General features: G+C 62.7%; 17 protein-coding genes. 9 read left to right on the top strand and 8 right to left on the bottom strand.

Going from position 1 to position 22,363, the window contains the following annotated elements; all coding sequences use genetic code 11:
* Window positions 1-130 precede the first annotated feature (130 nt).
* On the top strand, window positions 131-643 hold the full coding sequence (locus ACVIGB_RS38955) for a winged helix-turn-helix transcriptional regulator (protein ID WP_092126007.1): 513 nt from the start codon (window positions 131-133) through the stop codon (window positions 641-643).
* Between the two features lie 5 nt (window positions 644-648).
* Here the strand turns inward: ACVIGB_RS38955 and ACVIGB_RS38950 are convergent, their stop codons facing one another.
* The 3 genes from ACVIGB_RS38950 to ACVIGB_RS38940 all read right to left on the bottom strand — a co-directional run bounded on the left by ACVIGB_RS38950 (window position 649) and on the right by ACVIGB_RS38940 (window position 5,026).
* On the bottom strand, window positions 649-1,524 hold the full coding sequence (locus ACVIGB_RS38950) for a PhzF family phenazine biosynthesis protein (RefSeq protein WP_456718701.1): 876 nt from the start codon (window positions 1,522-1,524) through the stop codon (window positions 649-651).
* Window positions 1,525-1,550: 26 nt separating this feature from the next.
* On the bottom strand, window positions 1,551-2,594 hold the full coding sequence (locus ACVIGB_RS38945) for an alpha/beta fold hydrolase (RefSeq protein ID WP_456718702.1): 1,044 nt from the start codon (window positions 2,592-2,594) through the stop codon (window positions 1,551-1,553).
* 110 nt (window positions 2,595-2,704) lie between these two features.
* On the bottom strand, window positions 2,705-5,026 hold the full coding sequence (locus ACVIGB_RS38940) for a molybdopterin guanine dinucleotide-containing S/N-oxide reductase (RefSeq protein WP_456718703.1): 2,322 nt from the start codon (window positions 5,024-5,026) through the stop codon (window positions 2,705-2,707).
* A 419-nt stretch (window positions 5,027-5,445) separates the two neighbouring features.
* On the opposite strand from ACVIGB_RS38940, the gene ACVIGB_RS38935 reads away from it, so the two are divergent.
* The gene (locus tag ACVIGB_RS38935; RefSeq protein WP_456718704.1) at window positions 5,446-6,105 is read left to right on the top strand and encodes a hypothetical protein; all 660 of its coding nucleotides are present in this window, start codon (window positions 5,446-5,448) and stop codon (window positions 6,103-6,105) included.
* Entirely contained in the window at window positions 6,102-6,368 is a 267-nt protein-coding gene (locus ACVIGB_RS38930) for an HGGxSTG domain-containing protein (RefSeq protein ID WP_456718705.1), read from the top strand. The genes ACVIGB_RS38935 and ACVIGB_RS38930 overlap by 4 nt, the downstream gene beginning before the upstream one ends.
* 120 nt (window positions 6,369-6,488) lie before the next feature.
* On the opposite strand, the gene ACVIGB_RS38925 is transcribed toward ACVIGB_RS38930, so the two are convergent.
* A complete protein-coding gene (locus tag ACVIGB_RS38925) occupies window positions 6,489-7,169 on the bottom strand; it encodes a hypothetical protein (RefSeq protein ID WP_456718706.1) in 681 nt (226 codons plus the stop codon).
* Between the two features lie 193 nt (window positions 7,170-7,362).
* On the opposite strand from ACVIGB_RS38925, the gene ACVIGB_RS38920 reads away from it, so the two are divergent.
* The 4 genes from ACVIGB_RS38920 to ACVIGB_RS38905 all read left to right on the top strand — a co-directional run bounded on the left by ACVIGB_RS38920 (window position 7,363) and on the right by ACVIGB_RS38905 (window position 11,336).
* Window positions 7,363-7,989, top strand: coding sequence for a hypothetical protein (locus tag ACVIGB_RS38920; RefSeq protein WP_456718707.1), 627 nt, complete (start codon window positions 7,363-7,365; stop codon window positions 7,987-7,989).
* A 450-nt stretch (window positions 7,990-8,439) separates the two neighbouring features.
* Window positions 8,440-9,069, top strand: a complete 630-nt coding sequence (locus ACVIGB_RS38915) for a HipA family kinase (RefSeq protein WP_456718708.1) — start codon at window positions 8,440-8,442, stop codon at window positions 9,067-9,069.
* Window positions 9,070-9,099: 30 nt separating this feature from the next.
* A complete protein-coding gene (locus ACVIGB_RS38910; RefSeq protein WP_456718630.1) occupies window positions 9,100-10,197 on the top strand; it encodes an ISAs1 family transposase in 1,098 nt (365 codons plus the stop codon).
* Window positions 10,198-10,463: 266 nt separating this feature from the next.
* Window positions 10,464-11,336: a DUF3037 domain-containing protein gene (locus tag ACVIGB_RS38905; protein WP_456718709.1), complete on the top strand. Its 873-nt coding sequence runs from the start codon at window positions 10,464-10,466 to the stop codon at window positions 11,334-11,336.
* Between the two features lie 121 nt (window positions 11,337-11,457).
* Here the strand turns inward: ACVIGB_RS38905 and ACVIGB_RS38900 are convergent, their stop codons facing one another.
* The gene (locus ACVIGB_RS38900; protein ID WP_456718710.1) at window positions 11,458-12,408 is read right to left on the bottom strand and encodes a hypothetical protein; all 951 of its coding nucleotides are present in this window, start codon (window positions 12,406-12,408) and stop codon (window positions 11,458-11,460) included.
* A gap of 319 nt (window positions 12,409-12,727) precedes the next feature.
* Between ACVIGB_RS38900 and fabF the strand changes: the two genes are divergently transcribed.
* Window positions 12,728-13,990 carry a beta-ketoacyl-ACP synthase II gene (gene fabF, locus ACVIGB_RS38895; protein WP_456718711.1) on the top strand — a complete coding sequence of 421 codons (1,263 nt, stop codon included), beginning with the start codon at window positions 12,728-12,730 and terminating at the stop codon, window positions 13,988-13,990.
* Between the two features lie 59 nt (window positions 13,991-14,049).
* On the opposite strand, the gene ACVIGB_RS38890 is transcribed toward fabF, so the two are convergent.
* Genes ACVIGB_RS38890 through ACVIGB_RS38880 form a run of 3 tightly spaced genes read right to left on the bottom strand, consistent with a single transcriptional unit; the run spans window position 14,050 to window position 19,576 of the window.
* The gene (locus ACVIGB_RS38890; RefSeq protein WP_456718712.1) at window positions 14,050-16,722 is read right to left on the bottom strand and encodes a carboxypeptidase-like regulatory domain-containing protein; all 2,673 of its coding nucleotides are present in this window, start codon (window positions 16,720-16,722) and stop codon (window positions 14,050-14,052) included.
* Entirely contained in the window at window positions 16,719-18,959 is a 2,241-nt protein-coding gene (locus ACVIGB_RS38885; protein WP_456718713.1) for a hypothetical protein, read from the bottom strand. The genes ACVIGB_RS38890 and ACVIGB_RS38885 overlap by 4 nt, the downstream gene beginning before the upstream one ends.
* Window positions 18,960-18,982: 23 nt before the next feature.
* Complete coding sequence (locus tag ACVIGB_RS38880; RefSeq protein WP_456718714.1) at window positions 18,983-19,576, bottom strand: hypothetical protein; 594 nt, start codon at window positions 19,574-19,576, stop codon at window positions 18,983-18,985.
* A gap of 435 nt (window positions 19,577-20,011) precedes the next feature.
* Between ACVIGB_RS38880 and ACVIGB_RS38875 the strand changes: the two genes are divergently transcribed.
* A complete protein-coding gene (locus ACVIGB_RS38875; protein ID WP_456718715.1) occupies window positions 20,012-22,321 on the top strand; it encodes a tetratricopeptide repeat protein in 2,310 nt (769 codons plus the stop codon).
* Window positions 22,322-22,363 lie beyond the last annotated feature (42 nt).

Here is a 22,363-nt window from a genome sequence, read left to right as displayed (position 1 = left end):
AGAACTGTCAATATGATATTTGTCATCCAATGACCGTGCGCCAGCCACTGCGTAGGCATCCTATTGAAATTACGTCAGTTCTGTTTTAGAATTTTATGTGCGATGCCGTCGCAGATCGCAGGAGACGCCGATGAAATGGGATACCCTCGAGGAGGAGCCGTGCTCGCTGGCCCGCACAGTCGCTGTGATCGGCGACCGCTGGAGCCTGTTGATCCTGCGCGAATGTTTCCTGCGCATCCGCCGGTTCGATGACTTCCAGGCATCGCTCGGAATCACACGGCATCTGCTCGCCGACCGGCTGAAGAAGCTGGTGCGCTTCGGCGTGCTGCGCAAGATCCCCTATCAGGAGGCACCGAAGCGCTACGAATACATCCTGACGCAGAAGGGTCTCGACCTCTATCCGATCATCATGTCGATCGTGCACTGGGGCAACATCCACATGGTCGATGCGCGCGGCCGGCCGTTGCTGCACGAACACAAGACCTGCGGGAAGATGTTCGACCCTGTCATGGTCTGCTCAGAATGCGGCGAGCCGCTGAGCGCGAAGGCGGTCCATGTGCATCCGGGCCCCGGTGCTCGGAAATCGTCGCCGGTGCACGCCAGCGCGCGGGAGCGGGCCAAGCGCGCCGCTGAATCGACCTAGCTCATTCAGTGTGACGGCGCGGCCATCAACACGACATTGCCGCCGAGCAGGCAGCCGACGGGACGGCCGCCGGCAAAGCCGATGCGGACGCGGATCTCCGACAGCCGCCCCATCGCCCGGCCCTGCAGGATTCGAATCTCCGCGTCGTTCGGCGCGACCAGGCCGTTGTCGAGCAGGCCGAACGCCAGCGCCGCGGCTGCGATGCCGGTTGCGGCGTCCTCGCGGTAACCGGACGAGCGCGGGAATTGTCGCGCCTCGAACAGACGCGCCTCCCGGTCGATCACCGCGAATGGATAGAGCCCGGTCGATCCAATCCGGCCGCACACCGCTTCGACCGCCTCGGCCGCGGGATCCAGCGCGTTCAGCGCCTCCGGAGAGCGCATCGGGATCAACGTCTTGATCCGCGATGTGACCGCATTGCAGAGCGCAGCCCGGCCGATCGCATCCGGCCCGACCGCGAGCGCCCGAAGCACGTCATCGCTTTGACTTGCGGTGAGCGGAACGGTCTTTCCGGCCGGCTGGGTGATCTCGACACGGGGCTCGCCATTGCGATCCCGGCTGATGAAGCCGGTGACGGGACCGCTGCGCGTCGAGATCCGGACCGTATCGCCCGGCAGCTTTCCATGGCGCGCCAGCAGCCAGAGCGCACCGATGGTGGCGTGGCCGCACATCTCCATTTCGTGGTTCGGAACGAAGAAGCGGAAGGTGGCGTCGAAATCGTCGCTCTGTGCCGGCAACACGAAGCCGGATTCATGACCATGGCGGCGGGCAACGTCCTGCATCTCGGACGCGCTCATGCCGCTCGCATCGACCACGATCGGACAGGGATTGCCGCCCTGCCCATCCACCGTGAACACGCTGACCAATTCGGCTGTCGTCATGATGTCGTCCGCTTGTCCCACCGTTGCTACTTGACCAGCGCCGCGCCGGTTTCCGGATGCTGCAGCCAGCCGAGCAGCGCGTCGTGGAAGCGCGCCGGCGCCTGGATTTGCGGCGAGTGACCGAGGTCGGGGAACTCGATCAGCTGCGCATGCGGAATCCGCTTTGCGGCCGCCTTGCCCAGCACCGGATAATTGCCGAGCGTCTTGCGGATCTCGGGCGGCGCGGTGTCCTTGCCGATCGCGGTGGTGTCCTTGTCGCCGACGAACAGCAGCGTCGGCGGCTTGATCTGTTCGAACTCGTAGAACACCGGCTGGGTCGCGATCATGTCGTAGAGCCGCGCCGAGCTCGACGCCACGGCGGCGCGGCCCTCCCCGCGATACATGCCTGCCAGCATCTGCACCCATGTCTCGTAGGACGGATCCCAGGTGTCGGCGTAATAAGTCGCGCGCTCATAGGCGCGGATGCTGTCCGCGGTGACGCGCGTCTCGCGCTGCATCCAGCCGTCGAGGCTGAGCCACGGCACGCCCTTGGCCTTCCAGTCTTCCAGCCCGATCGGATCGACCAGCACCAGGCGGTCGGTGGCCTCCGGATACATCAGGGCGTAGCGCATCGCCAGCATGCCGCCGGTCGAATGGCCGACCATGATCGCGTGTTCGATCCCAAGCGAAGCCAGCAGCGCGCGGCTGTTGCCGGCGAGCTGCTGGAAGGTGAACTGATAGCGTTCCGGCTTGGAGGATTTGCAGAAGCCGATCTGGTCCATCGCGATCACGCGATAGCCGGCGCCGCTGAGCGCCTTGATGGTGCCGTCCCAGGTCGCGGCACAGAAATTCTTGCCGTGCAGCAGCACCGCGGTCTGCCCGTTCGGCGTCGCCGGCTTGACGTCGAGATAGGCCATGTCGAGTTCCTGCCCCTGCGAGCTGAAGCGATAGTGCTCCACCGGGTAGGGATAGTCGAAACCCTGCAACTCCGGTCCATAGGCCGGTTCGGCGGCGGATTGCGCGGATGCGCTGGACGAACCGAGCGCGACGGTCGCAGCGACGGCAAGATGAAGCAGGGCTTTCAGGTGCATCTTGGCAAATCCAGAACTCAGGAACGACTCGTGATGCCGTAGCCGAACGGTCGGGCGCCATCCAGCGGCCGACCGATGATTTGTTCGTGATCGGCCGTAAGCCTCCCCGGCTAGGCCGGATCGAACGCCCGGATCGGCGGCAGATTGCCGTTGAAGCGCTCGACCTCGACGGTCGTGAGCTGGCCGGTGCAGCCTTGCGCGAACGATGACGTGCCGACGTCGCGGGTCAGCACATTCGGATTGCCGTGGACGCAGAGCGGCGCCTCCTCCTCGGGATCCATCGGGTCGTACCAGGCGCCGGTCGGCAGCTGCACCACGCCGGGCGCGATGCCGTCGGTGACATGCACCGCGGCAAGGCAGGCGCCGCGCGCGTTGAAGATCCGGATGATGTCGCCGTCGGCGATGCCGCGCGCCTTGGCATCGCGCGGGTTCATGCGCGCGACCTCGCGGCCGCGATGCTTGGCCTCTTGCGAGTGCCCGCCGAAGTCGAGCTGGCTGTGCAGGCGCGTCACCGGCTGGTTGGCGACGAGGTAGCACGGCGCGCCCGGCGTCGGCGTGTCGGTCTTTTCGAGCCAGACCGGATGGCCCGGACAATCCGCATCGCCGTGATCGGCGATCTTCTGCGAGAAGATCTCGATGCGGCCGCTCGGCGTCGGCAGCGGCCGCGCCACCGGGTCCTCGCGGAAGCGGCGCAGCGAGCCGCCGTCGTCGAGATGCTGCGGCACCACCAGGCTGCCGCGTTGCCAGAATTCCTCGAAACTCGGGGCCTCCAGCCCGCGCGCGGCGAGCGCCTTGCGGGTCGGCTCGTAGAGATGTTCCAGCCATTGCCGCGACGTGCGTCCCTCGGTGAACGGCTCGCGGGCCCCTAACCGGTCGGCAAGATCGGCGAAGATCTCGTAGTCGTCGCGTGCGAGGCCGAACGGCTCGGCGATCCGGTGCATCGCGACCATCAAGGGATCGTTGCTGGAATAACCGATGTCCTCGCGCTCCAGCGTCATCGTCGAGGGCAGCACGATGTCGGCGTGGCGCGCCGTGGCGGTCCAGGCGAGCTCGTGCACCACCAGCGTATCGAGCCGCGCAAAGGCCTTGCGCAGGCGGTTGAGGTCCTGGTGATGGTGGAACGGATTGCCGCCGGCCCAATAGACCAGGCGGATATCCGGATAAGTCCGCGTCTCGCCATTGTAGCGATAGGTGGTGCCGGGATTGAGCAGCATGTCGGCGATGCGCGCCACCGGAATGAAGTCGGCGACGCCGTTGCGGCCCTGCCCGAGCGTCGGTCCGGGCACGGCATTGACGCGACGCCCGTAATAGCCGATCGCGCCGAGCGAATAGGCATAGCCGCCGCCGGGCAGGCCGATCTGGCCGAGCGCTGCCGCCAGCACCATGCCCATCCACACCGGCTGCTCGCCGTGCTCGGCGCGCTGCAATGAGTGCGACACGGTGATCAGCGCGCGCCGCCCGGCGAGCCGCCGCGCCAGCGCCTTGATGGTGTCGGCATCGATGCCGCAGATCGCGGCGGCCCATTCGGCGCTCTTCGGCACACCGTCGCCCTCACCGGTCAGATAGCGCAGGAACACCGGCCAGCCCTCGGTGTAGCGATCGAGGAAGGCCTGATCGTGCAGGCCTTCGCCGACCAGGGTGTGGACGATGCCGAGCATCAGCGCGGTGTCGGTGCCGGGCGTGGCCGTCAGCCATTCGGCGCCGGCCTCGGCGGGCAGATCGTCGCGCAGCGGGCTGACCAGGATGAACTTGCAGCCGCGCCGGTGCGCCGCCTCCATGGCGCCGCGCTCGACATGCTTGCTGATCGAGCCGCCGGCCACCATGGAGTTCTTCAGCGCCATGCCGCCGAACGCCAGCACGATGTCGGTCTCGGCGGCGATCTGCTCCCAAGTGACGTTGCGCTTGGTGATGTCCTCGTAACCCGTCAGGATCTGCGGCAGCAGCACCGAGGACGCGCCCGAGGAATAGCTGTTCACCGAACGGACATAGCCGCCGAGCGCGATGTTGAGGAAGCGATGCACCTGGCTCTGCGCGTGGTGGAAGCGGCCCGCGCTCGACCAGCCATAGGAACCGCCGAACACCGCGCCCGGGCCGATCGTGTCGCGAATCCGTGCGAGCTCGCCGCCGAGCAGGTCGAGCGCCTGCTCCCAGCTGACCGAGACGAATTCATCGCGGCCGCGACGATCGTCCGGCCCGGGCCCGCGCTCGAGCCAGCCGCGGCGGATCGCCGGCTGCGCGATGCGCGCCTGGTGGCGCAGCGCGCCGGGGAAGTTGTTGATGATGCCGTTCGGATCGGGATCGCCGCCATAGGGCCGGACTTCGAGGCCGGCCTTGCCGAGCCGCGCCGAGAACACCCCCCAATGCGAGGTGTGCGGCTTGAAACCATCGGACAGATCGAGGCCAGGATCGGGGTAGCCAATGGTTTCGCTCATCTCATCTCCTTGAACCGCGGGCCGGCGGTCAGGCCGCGCCTGGGTCGCAACGTTCCGGCCAGTATAATGATCTGATCGGCACGCGATACCCGCTGGCCGGTTATCGCCCCGTGCCTTGCCGGCATGACTGCGGGTGATGGTGCCGGAACGCCCCGCCGCAGGGCGCGCCGCCAAAATATCGAAAACAACCCCATGCAAAGGAGCGGCGGCGGCCGGCGTTCGACGAGGCAACTTGACACGTCGGGCAACTCAGGGGTATTTTTCCAATATTCCGAAATCGTGCAAACACCCCCTCGCCCGCACCAGCGGGCGCGCCGGGTGCGCTTGCGACCAAACCCTCCTCACAACCGACATCGCACCGGCGCCCGCAGCGAGCGATCGCCTGCGCGCGCGCCGCGCGCGTTCCTGGGACACGCGACATGACCACTGCACCTGACATCACCGTGCCGACAACCGCGGCCGCAACCGATCAGACCCCCGCTGCCACAACGCCGCGGATCAAGCTCTCGCCGCGCGGATATGCCATCGACCACCCCGACCCGAAGCTCGGCGAACAGTTGATGGCGAACGCATTGGGCGTCGCCGACCGCGAGGCGATGGACGGCATCCTGCGGCAATTGGTCAAGGCCAGCGTGAGCGGCGGCAAGGCCTGCAAGGTCAATCTCGCCTTCATGATCTCGATGGTGAAGAGCATTGGCCCGCGGGATTCCGTCGAGGCCATGCTGGTGGCGCAGATGGTTTCGGTTCATGTGATGGCGATGCGCTGCGCCCATCACCTCGCGCATGCCGACGACCTCGCCCAGCACGACAGCGCCGCGCGGGCGCTCGGCCGGCTCACCCGCACGTTTCCCGCCCAGATCGACGCGCTGACCCGCTACCGCAGCCAGCGCGAGCCCGCCATCACCGTGCAGAACGTGAAAGTGGAGGACGGCGGCAACGCCATCGTCGGCAACGTCACCCAGCATGCGAACGTGATCGTCTCGGACAAGCCGCCGGCACCCGCAGCGCGGGCACTGCGGCCCGCGGGCGCCAGGCGACGGCATGATTGCGCCGATGCCGGGCAGCACGCCAAGGCATGAGCGGTCACAGCGGCACGATCGGCCCGATGCTGGCGAGCCCGCGCTGCGGCGCCAAAACCCGCACTGGCGGTTCATGCCGCGCGCCGGCGGTGCACGGCAAGACGCGCTGCCGCATGCACGGCGGCGCACGGGGATCCGGCGCGCCAAGGGCAAACCGGAACGCGCGCAAGCACGGCCTGTTCACCCGGGATGCGATCGAAGAGCGGAGGGAGATGCGGGCGCTATTGGGGGAGGCGCGGAGGCTGCTTGAGGGGATTAAGTGATTGGCTTTCGCAACGAGCAACCCGCCTCTCAGAGAATAAAGACACGAGTTCTTGCGTGATTGAGCTCAAACGACATTCGGGAAAGCCGTCCGCCCAGCATTGGTCACGAGCGGAAATTCATCATCTTGTGCTAACCGGAACGAAGGTTCGTTGCTGCACATATTCCGATCTTCGGTAATTCGATATTGTTTCTGCACACTGGCCCATCTCGACTAGCCATCCGACCAATTCTGTGAAGACCACTGTTTGATCCCCAATGGTTAGCCTATCGATCACCTTCAATGTCTGTCCAGGCTGATCGGGGATGGGCGTTTCAGGGCCGTCCGCCGTCAGTTGGAATGGTGTGTTCTCCGGGATTTCGCCATTGGCAACCTTCTCATCCATATGCTGAATCGCGTCGCGGAGACGACGAAGCCTTCCCTTAACCTGATCTGTGGTGAATCTTGGCCTAGTTGGGAAAAGCGCCTTCAGATCGGCCGGGACCGTTGCCCTCCTGCCTCGAATCCTGGTCATGCAGAGCGTGGCTCGATGCATTGAGGTTATGCAGTCTTCGAAATATGTCGAAGACAGATTATGACTACCGACCGCAAATGAGGCGTGCGTATTCCAAAATCTGTTCACGTTTTCACGGGCAAGCGCGTAGTGGATGAATGCGCCCTCCACGAGCCGAACATAAGTTGTCACCACAGCGTGGGCTCGGTATTCGCCCGGCCGGTTGCCCAAGAAGAAGACATTCATCCAATGGCGCGGGAAGCCGTTTGCGAACTGGGTGATCTCAGGGATATCTACGTTCACAATCATGCTTGGTAACCTAGCGGATTAGCGGATTAAGTAATGGGGCATCTTCTAACCGAAAGGTTGCCTTCACTCTCAGTTGGCTGCAGGCCACTCTCGAGAATGGAGGCACAACGACAACCTCATGCAGCCTTGCGTCCCTACATCCCACTGGGTACGGTTAGCCCGGGTGAGGAAATCATTGCGGGCGGGCTCGCGGATGTCTATCAGAACAATTCTCATTGTTAGTCTTTTGGCTGTCTGTGGACATTTTCCGGCGCACGCGGCGAATTCGTGCGCAAACCTGGACATCATTGGAACCTTCGATCGCAGCGGCTTGCAGGAAAGCGAGTTTGGAATTTCCGCGGTCGGTTCGTTCAGGATTCAGAACGAGCCAGATGAAAACAAGCAGCCGAATTTCAATGTCACGATGATAAATTGCGCCCAACAGACAGACGAGAATGGCAAGTCGTCTCTTACATGCAAGGTTATCCAGGCCGTCACATGGGCCAGGAATGAAAAGCCGAACGCAGACAGTCCCAACTGTTCGCTTGATGTCGACACAAGCGAGTATTCGATGAAGCAGCTTCAAAAAGGCGTTCTTGTTGGGGCAGACGATTCGACCGGTTGCTTCAACACTATGCTTACAATCGATCGGAACACGAAGCGCGTGTATCTTACATTCACCCGCACCAAGTACGCGGACAATTTCGACAAGATAAAATCAGGAATTTGCGAGCACCTCCCGCCGACACAAGTTCTCATGAACTGCACAGCCTATCCGAGAATGCGAAAGCAAGGGGCGCCGCCACGGTACTGTGACTTTAGCGGTTCTGGCGATAAGTGAGGCGTGAGGCGTAATACTCGTCCCGATTCAGCAAGTAGCCCGCATGAGCGCAGCGACATGCGGGGACAGACCATTCCCCAGATGTGTTGTGCTCATCTGTGCTACGCTTGCTTTTCGCGGACGGCGCGCCTCGTCCGCGTGCCCGCGCTCCAATATCTCTTCCCCCGTTGTCTCCGCGTTGTCGTATGCCGCGTAGAGCACCCGGGAGACGTGTTCTAAACCAGCGCCGGAGCGCTGCGAGGAATCGCGTGCCGCATTCAGAAGGGCGGCCATGCCCAATAGGGTGAGGCGTCAATTAGCCTATCTCCGCCTTAGGACCTTGCGCGTTCATGTCATGGCTGAATGGTCCACGACGGAAGCTTTGTGCGCTGGGAGGTGTCCCGCATGGACGTTAGACGTTAGTACAACCAGTGATCCGTCCTGGGTGGACTCCTCTCGCGTCTATCGGCCATGATCACGGCTTGGGGGAGGGGGAAATCTGGATGCTGGGAAGCAGTGGTTGCTTTGGAGTTCGTGCGTCAAATGGGTGCCGGTCGCACTTGCCCACTCCTGGTGAATTGCGAGAAGCCGGACGGGTCGATCGTCTCCGTAGTCGCCAAGTTCTCAGACTTCTGTGACCAACGCGAAACCCATCTGGCGCGGGAAATTGTCGGGGCGTGCTTAGCCGGTGACCTCGGCTTGCCAGTGCCGGAACCCACGCTTATCGACATCCCAGCCGGCTGGAGCGACATCATCCCAGCCGCGCCGCTGCGGGCACGGGTGGTGGCAAGCAGCCCCATAGCCTTCGGCTCTACGTTGATGACGGGCGGCTTTTCGACTTGGACCCCCGATACAAGGGTCAAGGAGGCGATGCACAGCACGGCAACCGCCATTTTCGCCTTTGATGCGATTATCCAAAATCCGGATCGCCGTGCCACTAACCCTAATTGTCTTGTTCGGGGCGAGGACATCCGGATTATCGACCATGAACTGGCCTTCGCCCATCGAGTTGTACTAGGGTGGAGACCTCCCTGGGTACCGCAGGGGAATCGCACGTGCGCGGCTGCAAGTAGTTGCCAAATCGGGAGAAAGAGATTCTGAAGGTCGCTCCTGATCTAGAGGGAGCGGCCGATGCAACGATTTGCCGAGTGCTTTGAAGATTTGCCCGACCCGCGGGCCGACAACGCGCTGCATGACCTGACCGAGATCTTGTTCATCGCACTGATGGCGACGCTGTGCGGGGCGACGAGTTGCACCGACATGGCGCTGTTTGCCCGGATGAAGGCCTATCTTTGGCAGGATGTGCTGGAGCTCAAGAATGGCCTGCCGAGCCACGACACGTTCAGCCGGGTATTCCGGATGCTCGATCCGAAGGCGTTCGAGGTCGCGTTCCGGCGTTTTATGACGGCCTTTGCGCAAGGCGCGAAGATCAAGCGGCCGCGCGGGGTAATCGCGCTCGACGGCAAGGCGTTGCGGCGGGGTTACGAACGCGGCAGGAGCCACATGCCGCCGGTGATGGTGACCGCCTGGGCGGAGCAGACGCGCATGGCGCTCGCCAATGTGCTGGCGCCGAACAACAACGAAGCCGACGGTGCCCTGCAGTTGCTTGCGCTTCTGCAACTCAAGGGCTGCGTGGTCACGGCCGATGCCCTGCATTGCCACCGCGGGATGGCCGAAGCGATTGTGGCACGGGGCGGTGACTACGTGCTGGCGGTGAAGGCGAACCAGCCCGCTCTGTTGGAGGATGCCAAAGCCGCAATCCGCGCCGTCAAACGCAAGGGCAAGACCTCGCTGACCACCATCGATGCGGAACATGGACGCAACGAGAAGCGTGTGGCGCTGGTCGCATCGGTTCCTGGCATGGCCAAGAAGTACGACTTTCCGGGCCTCAAAGCTGTCGCCCGCATCACCAGCAAGCGGGGACAGGACGACACGGTCGAGCGCTACTTCCTGATGAGCCGCCCCTACAGCCGCAAAGAGGTCCTGCGCATCGTCCGTGCTCATTGGGGCATCGAAAATCGCCTGCACTGGCCGCTCGACGTCACCCTCGACGAGGACCTTGCCCGCAATCGCAAGGGCAACGGACCGGCCAACCTGGCCGTGCTCAGGCGTCTGGCTCTCAACGTCGCCCAAGCCCACCCGGACACGACAGTCTCCCTGCGCGGCAAGCTCAAGCGCGCCGGATGGAACGATGCATTCCTCTTCGAACTCCTCGGCCACATGCGATAGCCCTGCTGGGTACCGGGAGGGCTTAACTGGTTGGAGACGAAGGGAAGTCATATTTTCCTAGCCGATTTGAAACGTTCTGCTTTGGATTTCGTCCCAGTTCGGCAACGTTGGAGTGCCCTTGCCGATGATCGGCTGATCGAGTACCGAGCAGCGATTCCACCCGAGTGGGCTCACGTAGCGGCCGACGTAGATGCCGCGCTGACGCTCATTCGAGATGCTCGAGACAACATCGACGCGTGTATAACGGAAATTCGACGGGTACTATCATGAAGGACAAGCAGCAATACGGCTTCGTAATCCTTCGCTACGTTCATGACGTGCTGACGGCTGAGTTCATCAACGTCGGTGTTGTCATGTACGTACCCTCCGAAGGTCTGGTCATCGCGAAGACCAGAAACACGATGGGCCGCCTTCGTGGCGTCTTCCCCGATTTGGACCGCGCCGCGTTCAATTCGGCCATGGCTAGCGTCAGACGTGGTTTTCAGAAGATCGCCAAGCGCAAGTCCACGGCGGGTCTATTCAAGTCGCACGATTCCGTGATGGCAATTGCCCAAGAGGCGGTGCCTCACGATGACAGTTCGCTGCAATGGTCCCCCGTCGGAGGCGGCCTTACAGGAAACACTCAGGAGACCTTCGACCGTCTCTATAATCAATTTGTGGCTCGTTATGACCACAAGGCGTCGCACCGCCGGACTGATGACGAAATATGGCGCCCAGTGCTGGCCAAGCTCGAAGAACGAAACTTGGCGACAAAACTGCACGAAAAGGTAATCGCCGGCACCCTAGATGACGTGACATTCAAGCACGCTTGGAAGAACGGACAATGGCACGTCTATGAGCCAATCTCGTTCGACCTGGCCGAGGCGGATAGCATCAAGGGAAAAGCTCGGGAGTGGCTCGGACACCTTGCCGCCGTCGTCGCCGATGGCAAGACAGAAGCTTTCAAGCCGCATTTCTTCGTGGGGGCGCCTTCCGATCCCCGTCTAAACGCTGCTTATGAGGTGGCGAAGAAGATACTGAGCCAAGCGCCAAACAGCCCCGAGGTATTCGAAGAAGCGCAACTAGACGAATTTGTCGCCCAGATAGAGGACGAAGTTAGAGCCCACGATGCCCAGCAGTTCACGGGACCAAAGCTATAAGCTCGGCTCGTGCGTATAGTCGTTCACGCGATGCGGCACGGACCGTCTGCGCCGGCCCCGGCGATGATTGATACAGACATCACTTGTGAGCCATGGTGGAAAGGATCGCAGCGTCCTGACGTCAGTCGTCCTTCGACATCACGTGATCGCAATAGCCGCAGAACCGGTGCGAATCCCAAGAGACATTGTTTGGCGTAAGCGGCGTAAAGCACCGCTGGCATTTATCGAGTTCGAACTGGCACCAAGCGCAGCCGTTCTCATCCTCGCTCATCACATACGTCTCGCAGCTACACTCAGGGCAGGTAGCCAGCGACTGTTCGCCACCGTCAGTCATGGCGATATAGTCCTCACCGGCAAAGTGATTCTTGAGCGCGGCTTCGATCACTTCTTGTGCATCGATATCCTCGCCACATTGGCGGCATGTCGCGTCAACGTTTTCGTGCACTGCGTTGTTCGGCTTCTTCTGATGGATCAGGCGCGAGTCGCATTTCGGGCAAACCCGTTCAGCGCTCGCCATTGCGCCCGACTTCCAGTCGACCTTGTCGAAGCTCGCCTGACATTCGGCGAGCTCCTGGTCATAGACGGCCTTCACCTCAAGCATGGTCTCCCAGCATTTGCCGAGGTGCTTTGAAGGCGCTTCGTGCAACTGCTTGAACAGTTCGACAATGACCGGGAAAGCGCGTGCAACCGCCTCACGAACCTTCTTGCCACTTGCGTTAGTGTAGTAATGCTCCATATCGTTCCGGATCTTGTTCAGGTCCGCCAAGGCGGCCTTGTCGATTTTGAGGCCGAACGCTTTGAAGCGATCGCCGACTTCAGTGAAATCAACGGTCTTGTTGCTCGCCTCATAGGTCACGCCGCCCTTGCCATCCGGGACAGGGACGAATCTGGAGCCGATGATCGCCTTCATGTCAGCTTTCGGCGCCGCACGGACCAGGACTTCTTTGGCCAGCAGCAGCGTGCCGGCATAGAAATTCCGGACGGCCGAGAGCGCCCGCTTCGGGTCGTTGTGTTCGTAATCCTCGATCCCGAGCTGGATGGACTGAATAGCGTTATCAAACAATGTGTTCATGGGCGCGCGGCCTCCCGAGGTCGCTCCATCGACGTCGCAAGTTGGCTGAATAGCCACAAAACATGGGGAATCGCAAACTCAACCGCAAGAAGAGTATGCCGAGAAATCTCTAGCGCTCCCTAGCGGGATCAAACCCGTGTTTCAGCCCTGAAAGGGCCGCGTCCTAACCGCTCGACGAAGGCAGCATGAGACGGAAGTCAACACCTTGACGTACGGCCGGTCGAGTCAATAGATGATACGCATCATATAACGACCCGACGCCCGGGCAGCTGCGAATCCCGGCCATGCCGGTTCGCACCACGGGCACGACAGGAGCACCATGCGTCGAATTGTCGTAACAGGCCTAGGGACGGTGTCGCCGCTGGGCTGTGGCACCGAACTGGTCTGGTCGAGGCTGCTGGCGGGCCGTTCCGGGCTTGGCGCATTGCCGGCGTGGGCGGCGGCGCTGCCGGGGCGCGTCGCAGGACAGGTCCCTGACAAGGCCGCGGATGCAGAGGGCGGTTTCGATCCCGATTCCGCGGCGCCGCGCAAGGACCAGAAGAAGATGGACCGGTTCATCCTGTTCGCGCTGCTGGCCGCGGCGGAGGCCGTGGCGCAGGCCGGCTGGATGCCGGCCGAGGCGCTTGCGCAGGAGCGCACCGCGACCGTGATCGCATCCGGCATCGGCGGGTTTCCCGCGATCGCGGACGCCGTGCGCACCGCGGAGACGAGCGGCCTGCGCCGGCTGTCGCCGTTCACCGTTCCCTCCTTCCTGGCCAATCTCGCGGCCGGGCACATCAGCATCCGATACGGCTTCAAGGGTCCGATCGGCGCGCCGGTGACCGCTTGCGCTGCGGGCGTGCAGGCGATCGGCGACGGCGCGCGCCTGATCAGGTCCAATGAGGCCGACATTGCGATCTGCGGCGGCACGGAGGCCTGCATCGATCCGGTGAGCCTCGGCGGCTTTGCGGCGGCGCGGGCGCTTTCGACGTCGTTCAACGACACGCCGGCCCGGGCCTCGCGGCCGTTCGACCGCGACCGCGACGGTTTTGTGATGGGCGAAGGCGCGGGCGTGCTCGTCATCGAGGGGCTCGACCACGCGCTGCGGCGCGGCGCGCAGCCGATCGCCGAGCTCGTCGGCTACGGCACGACGGCGGACGCCTATCACATCACCGCGGGCCCCGAAGACGGCGACGGCGCCCGGCGCGCGATGGAGGCGGCGCTGCGGCAGGCCGGCTTGCGGCCCGGCGAGATCCAGCATCTCAACGCGCATTCGACATCGACGCCGGTCGGCGATCTCAGCGAAATCGAGGCTATCAAGCGCGTGTTCGGGCGCCAGGGGCGCGTTGCCGTCAGCGCGACCAAGTCGGCGACGGGACATCTGCTGGGCGCTGCCGGCGGCGTCGAGGCGATCTTCACGATCCTGGCGCTGCGCGATCAGGTGGCGCCGCCCACCCTCAACCTGGAGAACGCCGATCCCGCCGCGCAGGGCATCGACCTGGTCGCGAACGTCGCGCGGCCGATGGAAATCGAACACGCGATCTCGAACGGTTTTGGATTTGGCGGCGTCAACGCCAGCCTCGTGTTTCGACGCTGGTCCTGAGCCGGCTAGCGTGGCCTGGCAAGGGAGAGCGGGCTGCGCTTCCTGCTGGGATGGCCCGGCTACCGCAAGGCGCTAATGCTTTCTTTCTTCGTGCAAGCGGAGAGATCGAAATCGAGCTCGGCCTCGTCCTGCCGGAGCTCGAGCTCGGCACCGCGCCTGGGAGAGCACGGACCGAATGCGGTCCGTGCGCTCACCGAAACGATGGAATCCCGCTTGACCTTGCCAAGGACGTAGTAGCCGCCCGCATCCGTCGCCGTGGTGCGCGTCGATCCATCCTCATCGCGGAGCGTGATCGCGACGCCCTGCTGCGGCCGACCTGACGGGGCAACGACCTGCCCCGCAATCAGCAGGCTTCGATCTGCGGCAACCGCGTTGCCGGTCGGCCGCAACCCCTGCATGGCGCCGATCTCGAGGATGTCTCCCGGCTCCGCGTCGACCAGCTTGATCTCGACAGAGCGGATTTTTCCAAGCGCCAGCGGCAGAACGCGCCACTTGTCGAAGCCGGCCTTCCAGAGAAAATCGTGCTGCGCGACGGTCACCGCGTGCCATCTGCCGTCCCGCTCGAACGGCCTGGTCCAACGCCCGGTGTCGGCGCCATCCGGCGGCCGGGTGCCGGCACCTTCGGCGACCGAAACAACCGCACCCGTTTCGGTATGCCAGACTAATGCCAGCTTTGCTTTCGCAATCCTGCCGTCGTCCCTGCGGATCCGGTAGGACCAGGACAGGTGCGTGATGTTGAAAAGCTGCAGGTCGCTCGGCGCGAATGCGAGCGAGGCTTCGCGCGACGCCGCGGTGAGCTTCGCATAGGCGGGCGGCGCCTCGGAAACCTGACCGGCCGACGCCTGCCATTGGTACGTTCCGCCCGTGACACGCGTTTCGCCCAGTTTTTCCAACGGCAGCCTGTTGAAGAACGTGGTCGGGGTGTTGTCGTCGACGATCGTGACGCTCTCCCGGCCGGTCGCGTCCGCGGGGTTTCGCGTGAAAGACGCGATCGGCTTGCCGTCGATGGAGACGGTCGCGCGATCGGCGTTCGGGACGTAGATCGTAATGCCGTGCAGATCGCGTGTGCCGGCGTTCGGGTCCGGCAACTTCTCGTGCAGGACCGGGTCCACGAAGGATGCGATGTCGACCGCGGACGTGTCCGGGTTCACCGAGACGTGCTGCGCGATCTGGGAATGCACGATCCGGTAGTTCGACCAGACGGCGCTCGGGGGCACCCAGACGCGTTTTGCTTCCGGCAGTTCACCGGTCGGGTTGTAGTAGTCATCTGCGAGCTTCCGAAACTCCTCCATGGTCACCGGAGGGAACGGCGCTTCGGATGTCGCCGTGAAAGTCGGGTCGAAACGGACGGTGCCGAAATGGGTATACCAATGGTGCTGAACCGAGGCGCCCTTTGCAATGAGATGCCGGCCAAGCGCGATCTGGCCGCCCGCAGTGGATCCCTGTGACGCTTCGCGACAATAGATGCTCACCGTGCAGACATAGGCCTTGAGATCGAAGTCCTCGAGCCGGGGTTCAAGTTTCACGAGCGCGGCTTTCGATGCGTCAATCGTTTCGTTGGTCACATCGCCGAAGCTGACGTGGCTCTTCGCGAGCGCGTAGAATCCCGGAAAGACCGAAGCGAGCGGTGCGACACCTCTATGGAACGACCACGTCTCGCTCTGGTCACCGTTCCAGATCGATGTGACGCTGCGGAATCCCGTCTGCTTCAGGATATCGGCGTAATAGCCGTGCGTGCCCGCCGCTCCCGCCAGCCCTGTCGATTCCTGCCGGACGTCGGCGCCAAGCTTGTAGTCCGGCTTGTAGTGCGGCCCTGGTCCCTCGAATGACGGGTGATAGGTCAAGCCGCCATGCGAGGTCAACGATGAGGGGCGGATGTTGAGAAGATCGATCGTGTTCTTCTCGGCCAGCACCGACCATCGGCTGAAATTGTCGCGCTCGATCGCGACCAGGTTGACGGCACAGGAAGCGCCGCACGAACCCGACTTGATGCGCAGCCCGGTCAAAGCCGGAAACGGGCCGTCGCGCGCCGGCATGACGCCGATCGGCCAGGGTTCATTCAAGACGACGGTGACCGAGGTGGGACCGGCGGACGGCGGCTTGCCTGCGCTCATCCGGAGGCGTGCGGTGATTTCACCAGGAAACACATCAGTTGCGCCGTCGGCGAATTGCGCCTCGACGACCAGGTCGGCCGGCGGATCCCGGTCGAAGATCAGCCGCAATTGCTGGTAGCCGCGCGCGTCCTTGCCGCCAACCACTTCGAACGCGCGCATCCACTCGCCGGCCCCTTTCAGGTCCAGCGAGATTCCGCCGGCCGAGAGCGGCAACGGCTCCGGCAAAACGCGCCGGAACTGCGGCAGCATGTCGTCGGCCCATGAATGGATCGTATCGATGTTGCCGCGATGCCATTGCCGAAGCAGCAAGCCAAAAACCGAATGCTGCCCGACACGCGACGGCTGCGTGCTCAGGCCGATGTAGGATTTGAACAGCGCGCTGACGTTGTCGCCACCGGTGGAGCTGCTGATCCAGAAGCTGTCGGTGATGGGAAGCCCGAGCTCTTCGTTGAGGTATCGGTGGATCGAATGTCCCTGCCACGGCGTCTGATAGTCGACGTCGCTTGAGAACGTGATCATGTTGCCGAACGGGTAAGGCAGCGGGCGGATGTCCGCGGCAAACGCTGATGTGCCGGCGGCGATCAAGACAAGGCCAATTGCCAGCGCCCGACGCATCATTTTGTGATTCCGGAAGCCGGCCTGGAAAGCATCGCGGCGAGCTGGTCCGCGAAATGGCGCGCCAGCCACTGATGTCCGCGAACCGAGTAATGGGCATCGTGGTGATACGTCAGGTTCTCTTCCGCCACCGGAACCGGGGGCTGCACGCAATCGATCGACGCCTGCTCGCAAAGCATGGCGAAGTTCTCGAGCAATTGCGCGGTTCCCTTTCGGACGGTGCGGCCATCCGGCATCGCGAACGTTCCGTCGCAATTATTGCTGCCATGGCAGACGGCCTGATCATGACCGGTCGCCAGGACGAAGCGCGTGCCGGGATAATCGCTCTTCAGCTTCTTTGCGATGGCCCCGAACAGATCGAACGATGCCTTGGCCTCCGGCGCAAAATCCGAATAGGGAACGCTGAAACTCTCGAAGATGCCGAGGCCTTTGATCAGCTGCTCGTTGGTCGGGGCGACGGCGTCCAGCGCCCAGCTCGGATCCCATGGCCGAAACGTCAACGCGCCATTGGCGCCGAGATCAAAGTCGTCGAGCACGTTGTGCTCGTAGCTCCATCCGAGCGTGCTCTTCAGCATTCTGGGATTCATCTGGGTCGCAAGCCCGCTCATCTGCTCGATGAGCACGACGTCCGGGTGGAACTTCATGATGTAGTCGCGGATGACACGGTAGTTGGCCGCAAGATCGCCATTGTCGCGCCCGGCGGAAATGACCTCGACGCAGCGACCGAGGCGCCGTCCGAGTTCACCTTCGAGCACCACGTTGAATTTCTCGTAGGCCTTAACCTGCAATGCGACGAAGGTGCTTCCGCCGACTGCGCCAATGCGGATGCAGCGGTCGCGGTTATCCAATGCGCGATCGCGGTCGAGGTGTCCGAAATTGTTGGCGAAGGCCCGGCCGGCAAACTCGCGGGGAAATCCTGGACCGCCCGGCCATGTCGTGCGGCGATGCTTTGCGTATCGGAAGGTGGTCAGATTTTTCTGGTCGTCGGCGTCGAATTCGGACTTGATGTCCGTCTCCGCGGCGTTCGGTTCCTTGCGGCCGGGATTGTCGAACTCCGGGCGGACCGGAACATCCACCACCATGGCGCCAGCCAGCGGGCGAAACCAGCGTCCGAGCGACGCATAATAGTCCTCATCTTCGAACTGATACCGCAACGATGCCGCGAGGCGCGTCGGGACATCCGAAAATGCAAAACTTCCATCGAGCCCAAGCTCGGTCGATCGCGTCTGATTGTCTTCAAGGACGAGTTCGATGCGCTGCCCCGCAGTGGCCAATCCACCAACGACCTTTCCGGAGATAGTCGAGGGCGCGGTGTCGGATCCCGTGGCATCCGATGCGGTCAAGGCGAGGCGTCGAATGGCAAGTTCGCCTGGCCCGGCGCCATCCAGAATAACGACCCACGACCTGACGCTGTGTCCCGACGTATCGGCGAGTGCCGTTCTCACCGATTTCGGCAAGGTAGCGACGTAGCGGCCGTTGCCGGCGCCCCGAAGCTGCTTGAGAGGGCCGGCCTTCTCGACAGGTCCGGCGAGATCGGACGGAACATCTGCCGGCTTGAGGGCGGCATCCGGCGGCATATCCGGACCGAGACGCAGCGACCATCCGGTGAATGTGTAATCATCGAGGATCAGTCCGACCGTGAGCGTTCCGGCCCGGATGGCATCGCTGTCGAGTTCGACCTCGATCTGCTTGGCGTTGATCGCAGGGCTGCTGTCCGGCGACCAGGCCAGCCACGACTTGCGCGCGTTCGTGGTCAGGACCGCGGATTTCACGGCGATCGGCCCGGTACGCTTTTGCGTCAGCGTGCCGCCGTAGACTTCGATGAGGCCGGCCTTTTGATAGACATCGATGTCGTTCAAAAATGCCCATTCACCGAGCTGATACGCGCTTGCCTGGATGGAATTCGATGACGCGGAGTCTGCGGTATCCGTCTTCAAATCTGAGAGACGTTCGCGAAGGTCCGAGATCTCGTCCTTGATCTCCGCGCTTTGCTTTAGCTGCGCTGCCTGAATGGCGGCCAGTTCGGAGACCTGCTTCGCATGCTCGGCCTGGAGGTTGGCGAGTACGGCAGACTGTCTCAACTGCTCCCCTGGCATCGCCTTCAGGATGCCCACGTAGTAGCGCAGTTTTGGGTAGACGCGCGGACCGACGACAGCGACGCCTGCGACCGCGGCGACCAGCAGAACGATGACCGTCCGCGCCGTACGTGAGCGCAAACCTCTGGATGGGAGCTCCGCCAATTAACCGTTCCTTTGAGATTGAATTAGCGGAGGGTCTTCGGGTCGAGGTTGGTCGCGGTGACGCTGATATCGGTCCCTTCCCACTTGAAGGACACCGTTCCAATCCTGACCATTCCCCCGTAATTGGGGCGCGCGTATTCGTCCATGCTTGTCACGAGCGCGAAGATGACCTCGACGGTCGAAAAACTCCGATAGCGCTCGTCGTTCAACAGCTCGGAGACGTAGCGCTTTCCCGTTTCGACCAAGGTCGAATTGACATCATCTGCGGACAGAGCGCGCAGCTTGTCCCGATCCGGCTGCAGGTTCAGAAGCATCAGCAACCGCTCGCCGCGAGGCGCGGCGACGATATTGCTCCGCGCAACGTCGAGCGCTTTCGGCGCCTCCGCGGAGACGCCAGACATCGGAAGAGCGACGAGAAACGTCATCAGGCAGGCGAATAGCGGCTTCCACATGCGCTTGGTCCACACCAGTTTGGCGTGGGGTAACAGACTTAAAATCTCAAGTCTACCTATATGGGGGTGGGGTTTACCAATCGCGCGCTCCGCTTGGTTAAATGGCGGACGGAGACACCGCATCCACGCCTTCGCCACTCTCGCATCGATCAGCAGCTTCGCCACCGGTTTTCCAATACTCCGAAATCGTGTCGGCGTCCCGTCGCCTGCAATTGCGGGCTCACCGGTTGCGATTTGCGGCCGAACATCCTCCGGCTCCCGCAGCGAACGATCGCCGAGCGAAGGCAGGTTCAGGCGCTATTGGGTGAAGCGCGGCTTCTGGAGGGGATGAAGTGATTGGCTTTCGCGGACGGCGCGCGCTGGCCGCCTGATGTCTCTTCCCTACCTGTCTCCGCGTTGACTATTCCTAGAATTGTTCCTTGAAGCCGTTGCGCAATCGAGAGCGATCTGCCAGTTTTTCAACCTTTCATAGACGGGCGATCCATCGCGGGGCATCCGACATGTCTGGTAGCATAAGGGCCAAGACCTCAAGCTATTGACTCGCTTGTTGCAGCTGCTTTTGGAAACCCGGATCGGACCTCGAGCGTTTGAAGAAGTTGGATGCCCGATACAGGTAAACCTCAAAAATCCAATTCGACCGCCTTGCAGCTCGCCTTCGGGCAGGCTGTCGCGCTGCATCAGCGGGGGCAGTTGGCGGCAGCAGAGAAGATCTACGAAGACATTCTCCGGCAGCAGCCAAACGACTTCAATGCGCTGCATCTGTTAGGCCTGATTTCCGCGCAGACCGGCCGCAGCGAGCGCGGCGTTGACCTGATCCGGCGAGCGATCTGGCTCAACGGCAACGTCGCGGACGCGCACAACAACCTCGGCAACGCGCTGCGCGGCTTGCGTCGCCTCGACGAAGCGCTCGCGAGCTTCGACAGGGCAACCGCGCTCAAGCAAAACCTTGCGCCGGCGCTCTACAATCGCGGACTTACGCTCGCGGAGCTTGGACGCCACGAGGAGGCGCTCGCAAGCTACGATCGCGTGATCGCGCTCGTGCCTGACCATGCGCATGCCTATCGGAACAGGGGCGCCGCACTGAGGAAGCTGGAGCGGCTCGAGGAGGCCCTGGCGAGTCTGGACCGGGCGATTGCGCTCAAGCCCAACGATGCCGGTGCACACAACGATCGTGGCAACGTGCTCAATGACCTCGAAAGGTTCGATGATGCGCTCGCGAGCTACGACCGGGCGCCGGGAATTGCCGGCGCGTGTTACAACCGCGGCAACGTGCTGATCAAACTGGATCGTCTCGAAGAGGCAATTGCAAGTTTCGACCAAGCGATCGCGCTGCAACCCGATTATGCCGAGGCCTACAACAACCGCGGCACGGCGCTGTTCAAGCTCAAGCATCATGAGGCGGCGCTCGCCAGCATCGACAAGGCGATCCAGCACAAGGGCGACGATGCGGCTACTCACGCCAACCGAGGCAGGGCTCTGGCCTTTCTGGCACGCTACGACGAGGCACTCGCTGCCTATGACAAGGCCGTCGCACTCAAGCTGGACCAGGCCGACATCGAAGGCGATCGTCTGCACGCCAAATCTCACATTTGCGACTGGGTCGACTTTGACGCCGAGTGCGACCAATTCATCGAATCGATCAGGAATCGGAACGCGATTCCGCCGCCATTCCTGTTGTTTGGCGTTCCTTCATCGGCCGCCGACCAACTGCTATGCGCCACGCGATGGACCGCGAAGAATCACCCGCCGTCTGAAAGCCAGCGCTGGCGGGGTGAGCGCTACGATCACGATCGAATTCGGATCGGCTATTTCTCGTCGGATTTTTGCAACCACGCGACATCGCATTTGATGGCAGGGATGTTCGAGTGCCACGACCGGTCGAAATTCGAGACGGTGGCAATCTCATGGTCGCCCAACAACGACCCGGAGATGCGTCGACGGCTGGAGGCATCGTTCGATCGATTTGTCGACGTCCGGGACATGAGCGACGATGAGGTCGCCGACCTGATCAGACGATTCGAAATCGATATCCTGGTTGATTTGAAGGGCTTTACCGGGGAATCCCGCACCAGGGTCCTTGGCCGCCGGCCTGCCCCTATCCAGGTCAATTATCTGGGTTACCCGGGAACACTCGGTGCCCCGTTCATCGACTACATCATCGCCGATCGTAACGTGATCCCGGATCACCATCGCGAATTCTACAGCGAAAAGGTGGTCGCCCTGCTCAACAGCTATCAGGCCAACGACGACAAACGCGTCATTGCCGATCGTGTGTTCACGCGCGGCGACGTCGGGCTGGCACCGACGGGCTTCGTGTTTTGTTGCTTCAACAACAACTACAAGATCACACCTGACATGTTCGATCGGTGGATGAGGATTCTCGGCCACGTCGAGGGCAGCATGTTGTGGCTGCTCGAAGGCAACGCCCACGCTGCCGCAAATCTGCGCAAGGAGGCGGTCGCGCGCGGCGTCGCTGCGGAGCGCCTTGTGTTCGCACCACGCGTGTCGATGCGCGACCACCTCGCACGCCATCGCCTCGCCGGCCTGTTCCTCGACAACATTCCCTGCAACGCCCATACGACCGCCAGCGATGCGTTATGGGCCGGCCTGCCGGTGCTGACCATTCTCGGTGACACGTTTTCCGGTCGGGTCGCGGCCAGCTTGCTCCATGCGGTCGGCCTGCCCGAGCTTGTTGCGGAATCGCCGGAGGCTTACGAGCGCATGGCGGTCGATCTTGCGACCCATCCTTCGAGGCTCGCGGCGCTCAGAACCAGGCTGGCGGCCAATCGGCTAACGGCACCGTTGTTCGATACCAAGCGTTTCACCCGGGATATCGAGGCCGCCTACACCGCGATGTATGAGCGTCACCGGGCGGGTATTGCGCCGGACCATATCGTCGTCCCGGCGTGATCGTTGCTGCGTCGCCAGCTTTTGCAGCATCGGGCCTTCGTC

The organism is Bradyrhizobium sp. USDA 4341, assembly GCF_054063755.1.
The sequence above is the reverse complement of the archived record's forward strand: the minus strand, read 5'-3'. Positions and strand labels throughout refer to the sequence as shown.

Bases quoted from the DNA above. Each gene is read 5' to 3' on its own strand.
- ACVIGB_RS38955 (WP_092126007.1), top strand. From the start codon at position 131: ATGAAATGGGATACCCTCGAGGAGGAGCCGTGCTCGCTGGCCCGCACA.
- ACVIGB_RS38950 (WP_456718701.1), bottom strand. From the start codon at position 1,524: ATGACGACAGCCGAATTGGTCAGCGTGTTCACGGTGGATGGGCAGGGC.
- ACVIGB_RS38945 (WP_456718702.1), bottom strand. From the start codon at position 2,594: ATGCACCTGAAAGCCCTGCTTCATCTTGCCGTCGCTGCGACCGTCGCG.
- ACVIGB_RS38940 (WP_456718703.1), bottom strand. From the start codon at position 5,026: ATGAGCGAAACCATTGGCTACCCCGATCCTGGCCTCGATCTGTCCGAT.
- ACVIGB_RS38935 (WP_456718704.1), top strand. From the start codon at position 5,446: ATGACCACTGCACCTGACATCACCGTGCCGACAACCGCGGCCGCAACC.
- ACVIGB_RS38930 (WP_456718705.1), top strand. From the start codon at position 6,102: ATGAGCGGTCACAGCGGCACGATCGGCCCGATGCTGGCGAGCCCGCGC.
- ACVIGB_RS38925 (WP_456718706.1), bottom strand. From the start codon at position 7,169: ATGATTGTGAACGTAGATATCCCTGAGATCACCCAGTTCGCAAACGGC.
- ACVIGB_RS38920 (WP_456718707.1), top strand. From the start codon at position 7,363: ATGTCTATCAGAACAATTCTCATTGTTAGTCTTTTGGCTGTCTGTGGA.
- ACVIGB_RS38915 (WP_456718708.1), top strand. From the start codon at position 8,440: ATGATCACGGCTTGGGGGAGGGGGAAATCTGGATGCTGGGAAGCAGTG.
- ACVIGB_RS38910 (WP_456718630.1), top strand. From the start codon at position 9,100: ATGCAACGATTTGCCGAGTGCTTTGAAGATTTGCCCGACCCGCGGGCC.
- ACVIGB_RS38905 (WP_456718709.1), top strand. From the start codon at position 10,464: ATGAAGGACAAGCAGCAATACGGCTTCGTAATCCTTCGCTACGTTCAT.
- ACVIGB_RS38900 (WP_456718710.1), bottom strand. From the start codon at position 12,408: ATGAACACATTGTTTGATAACGCTATTCAGTCCATCCAGCTCGGGATC.
- fabF (WP_456718711.1), top strand. From the start codon at position 12,728: ATGCGTCGAATTGTCGTAACAGGCCTAGGGACGGTGTCGCCGCTGGGC.
- ACVIGB_RS38890 (WP_456718712.1), bottom strand. From the start codon at position 16,722: ATGATGCGTCGGGCGCTGGCAATTGGCCTTGTCTTGATCGCCGCCGGC.
- ACVIGB_RS38875 (WP_456718715.1), top strand. From the start codon at position 20,012: ATGCCCGATACAGGTAAACCTCAAAAATCCAATTCGACCGCCTTGCAG.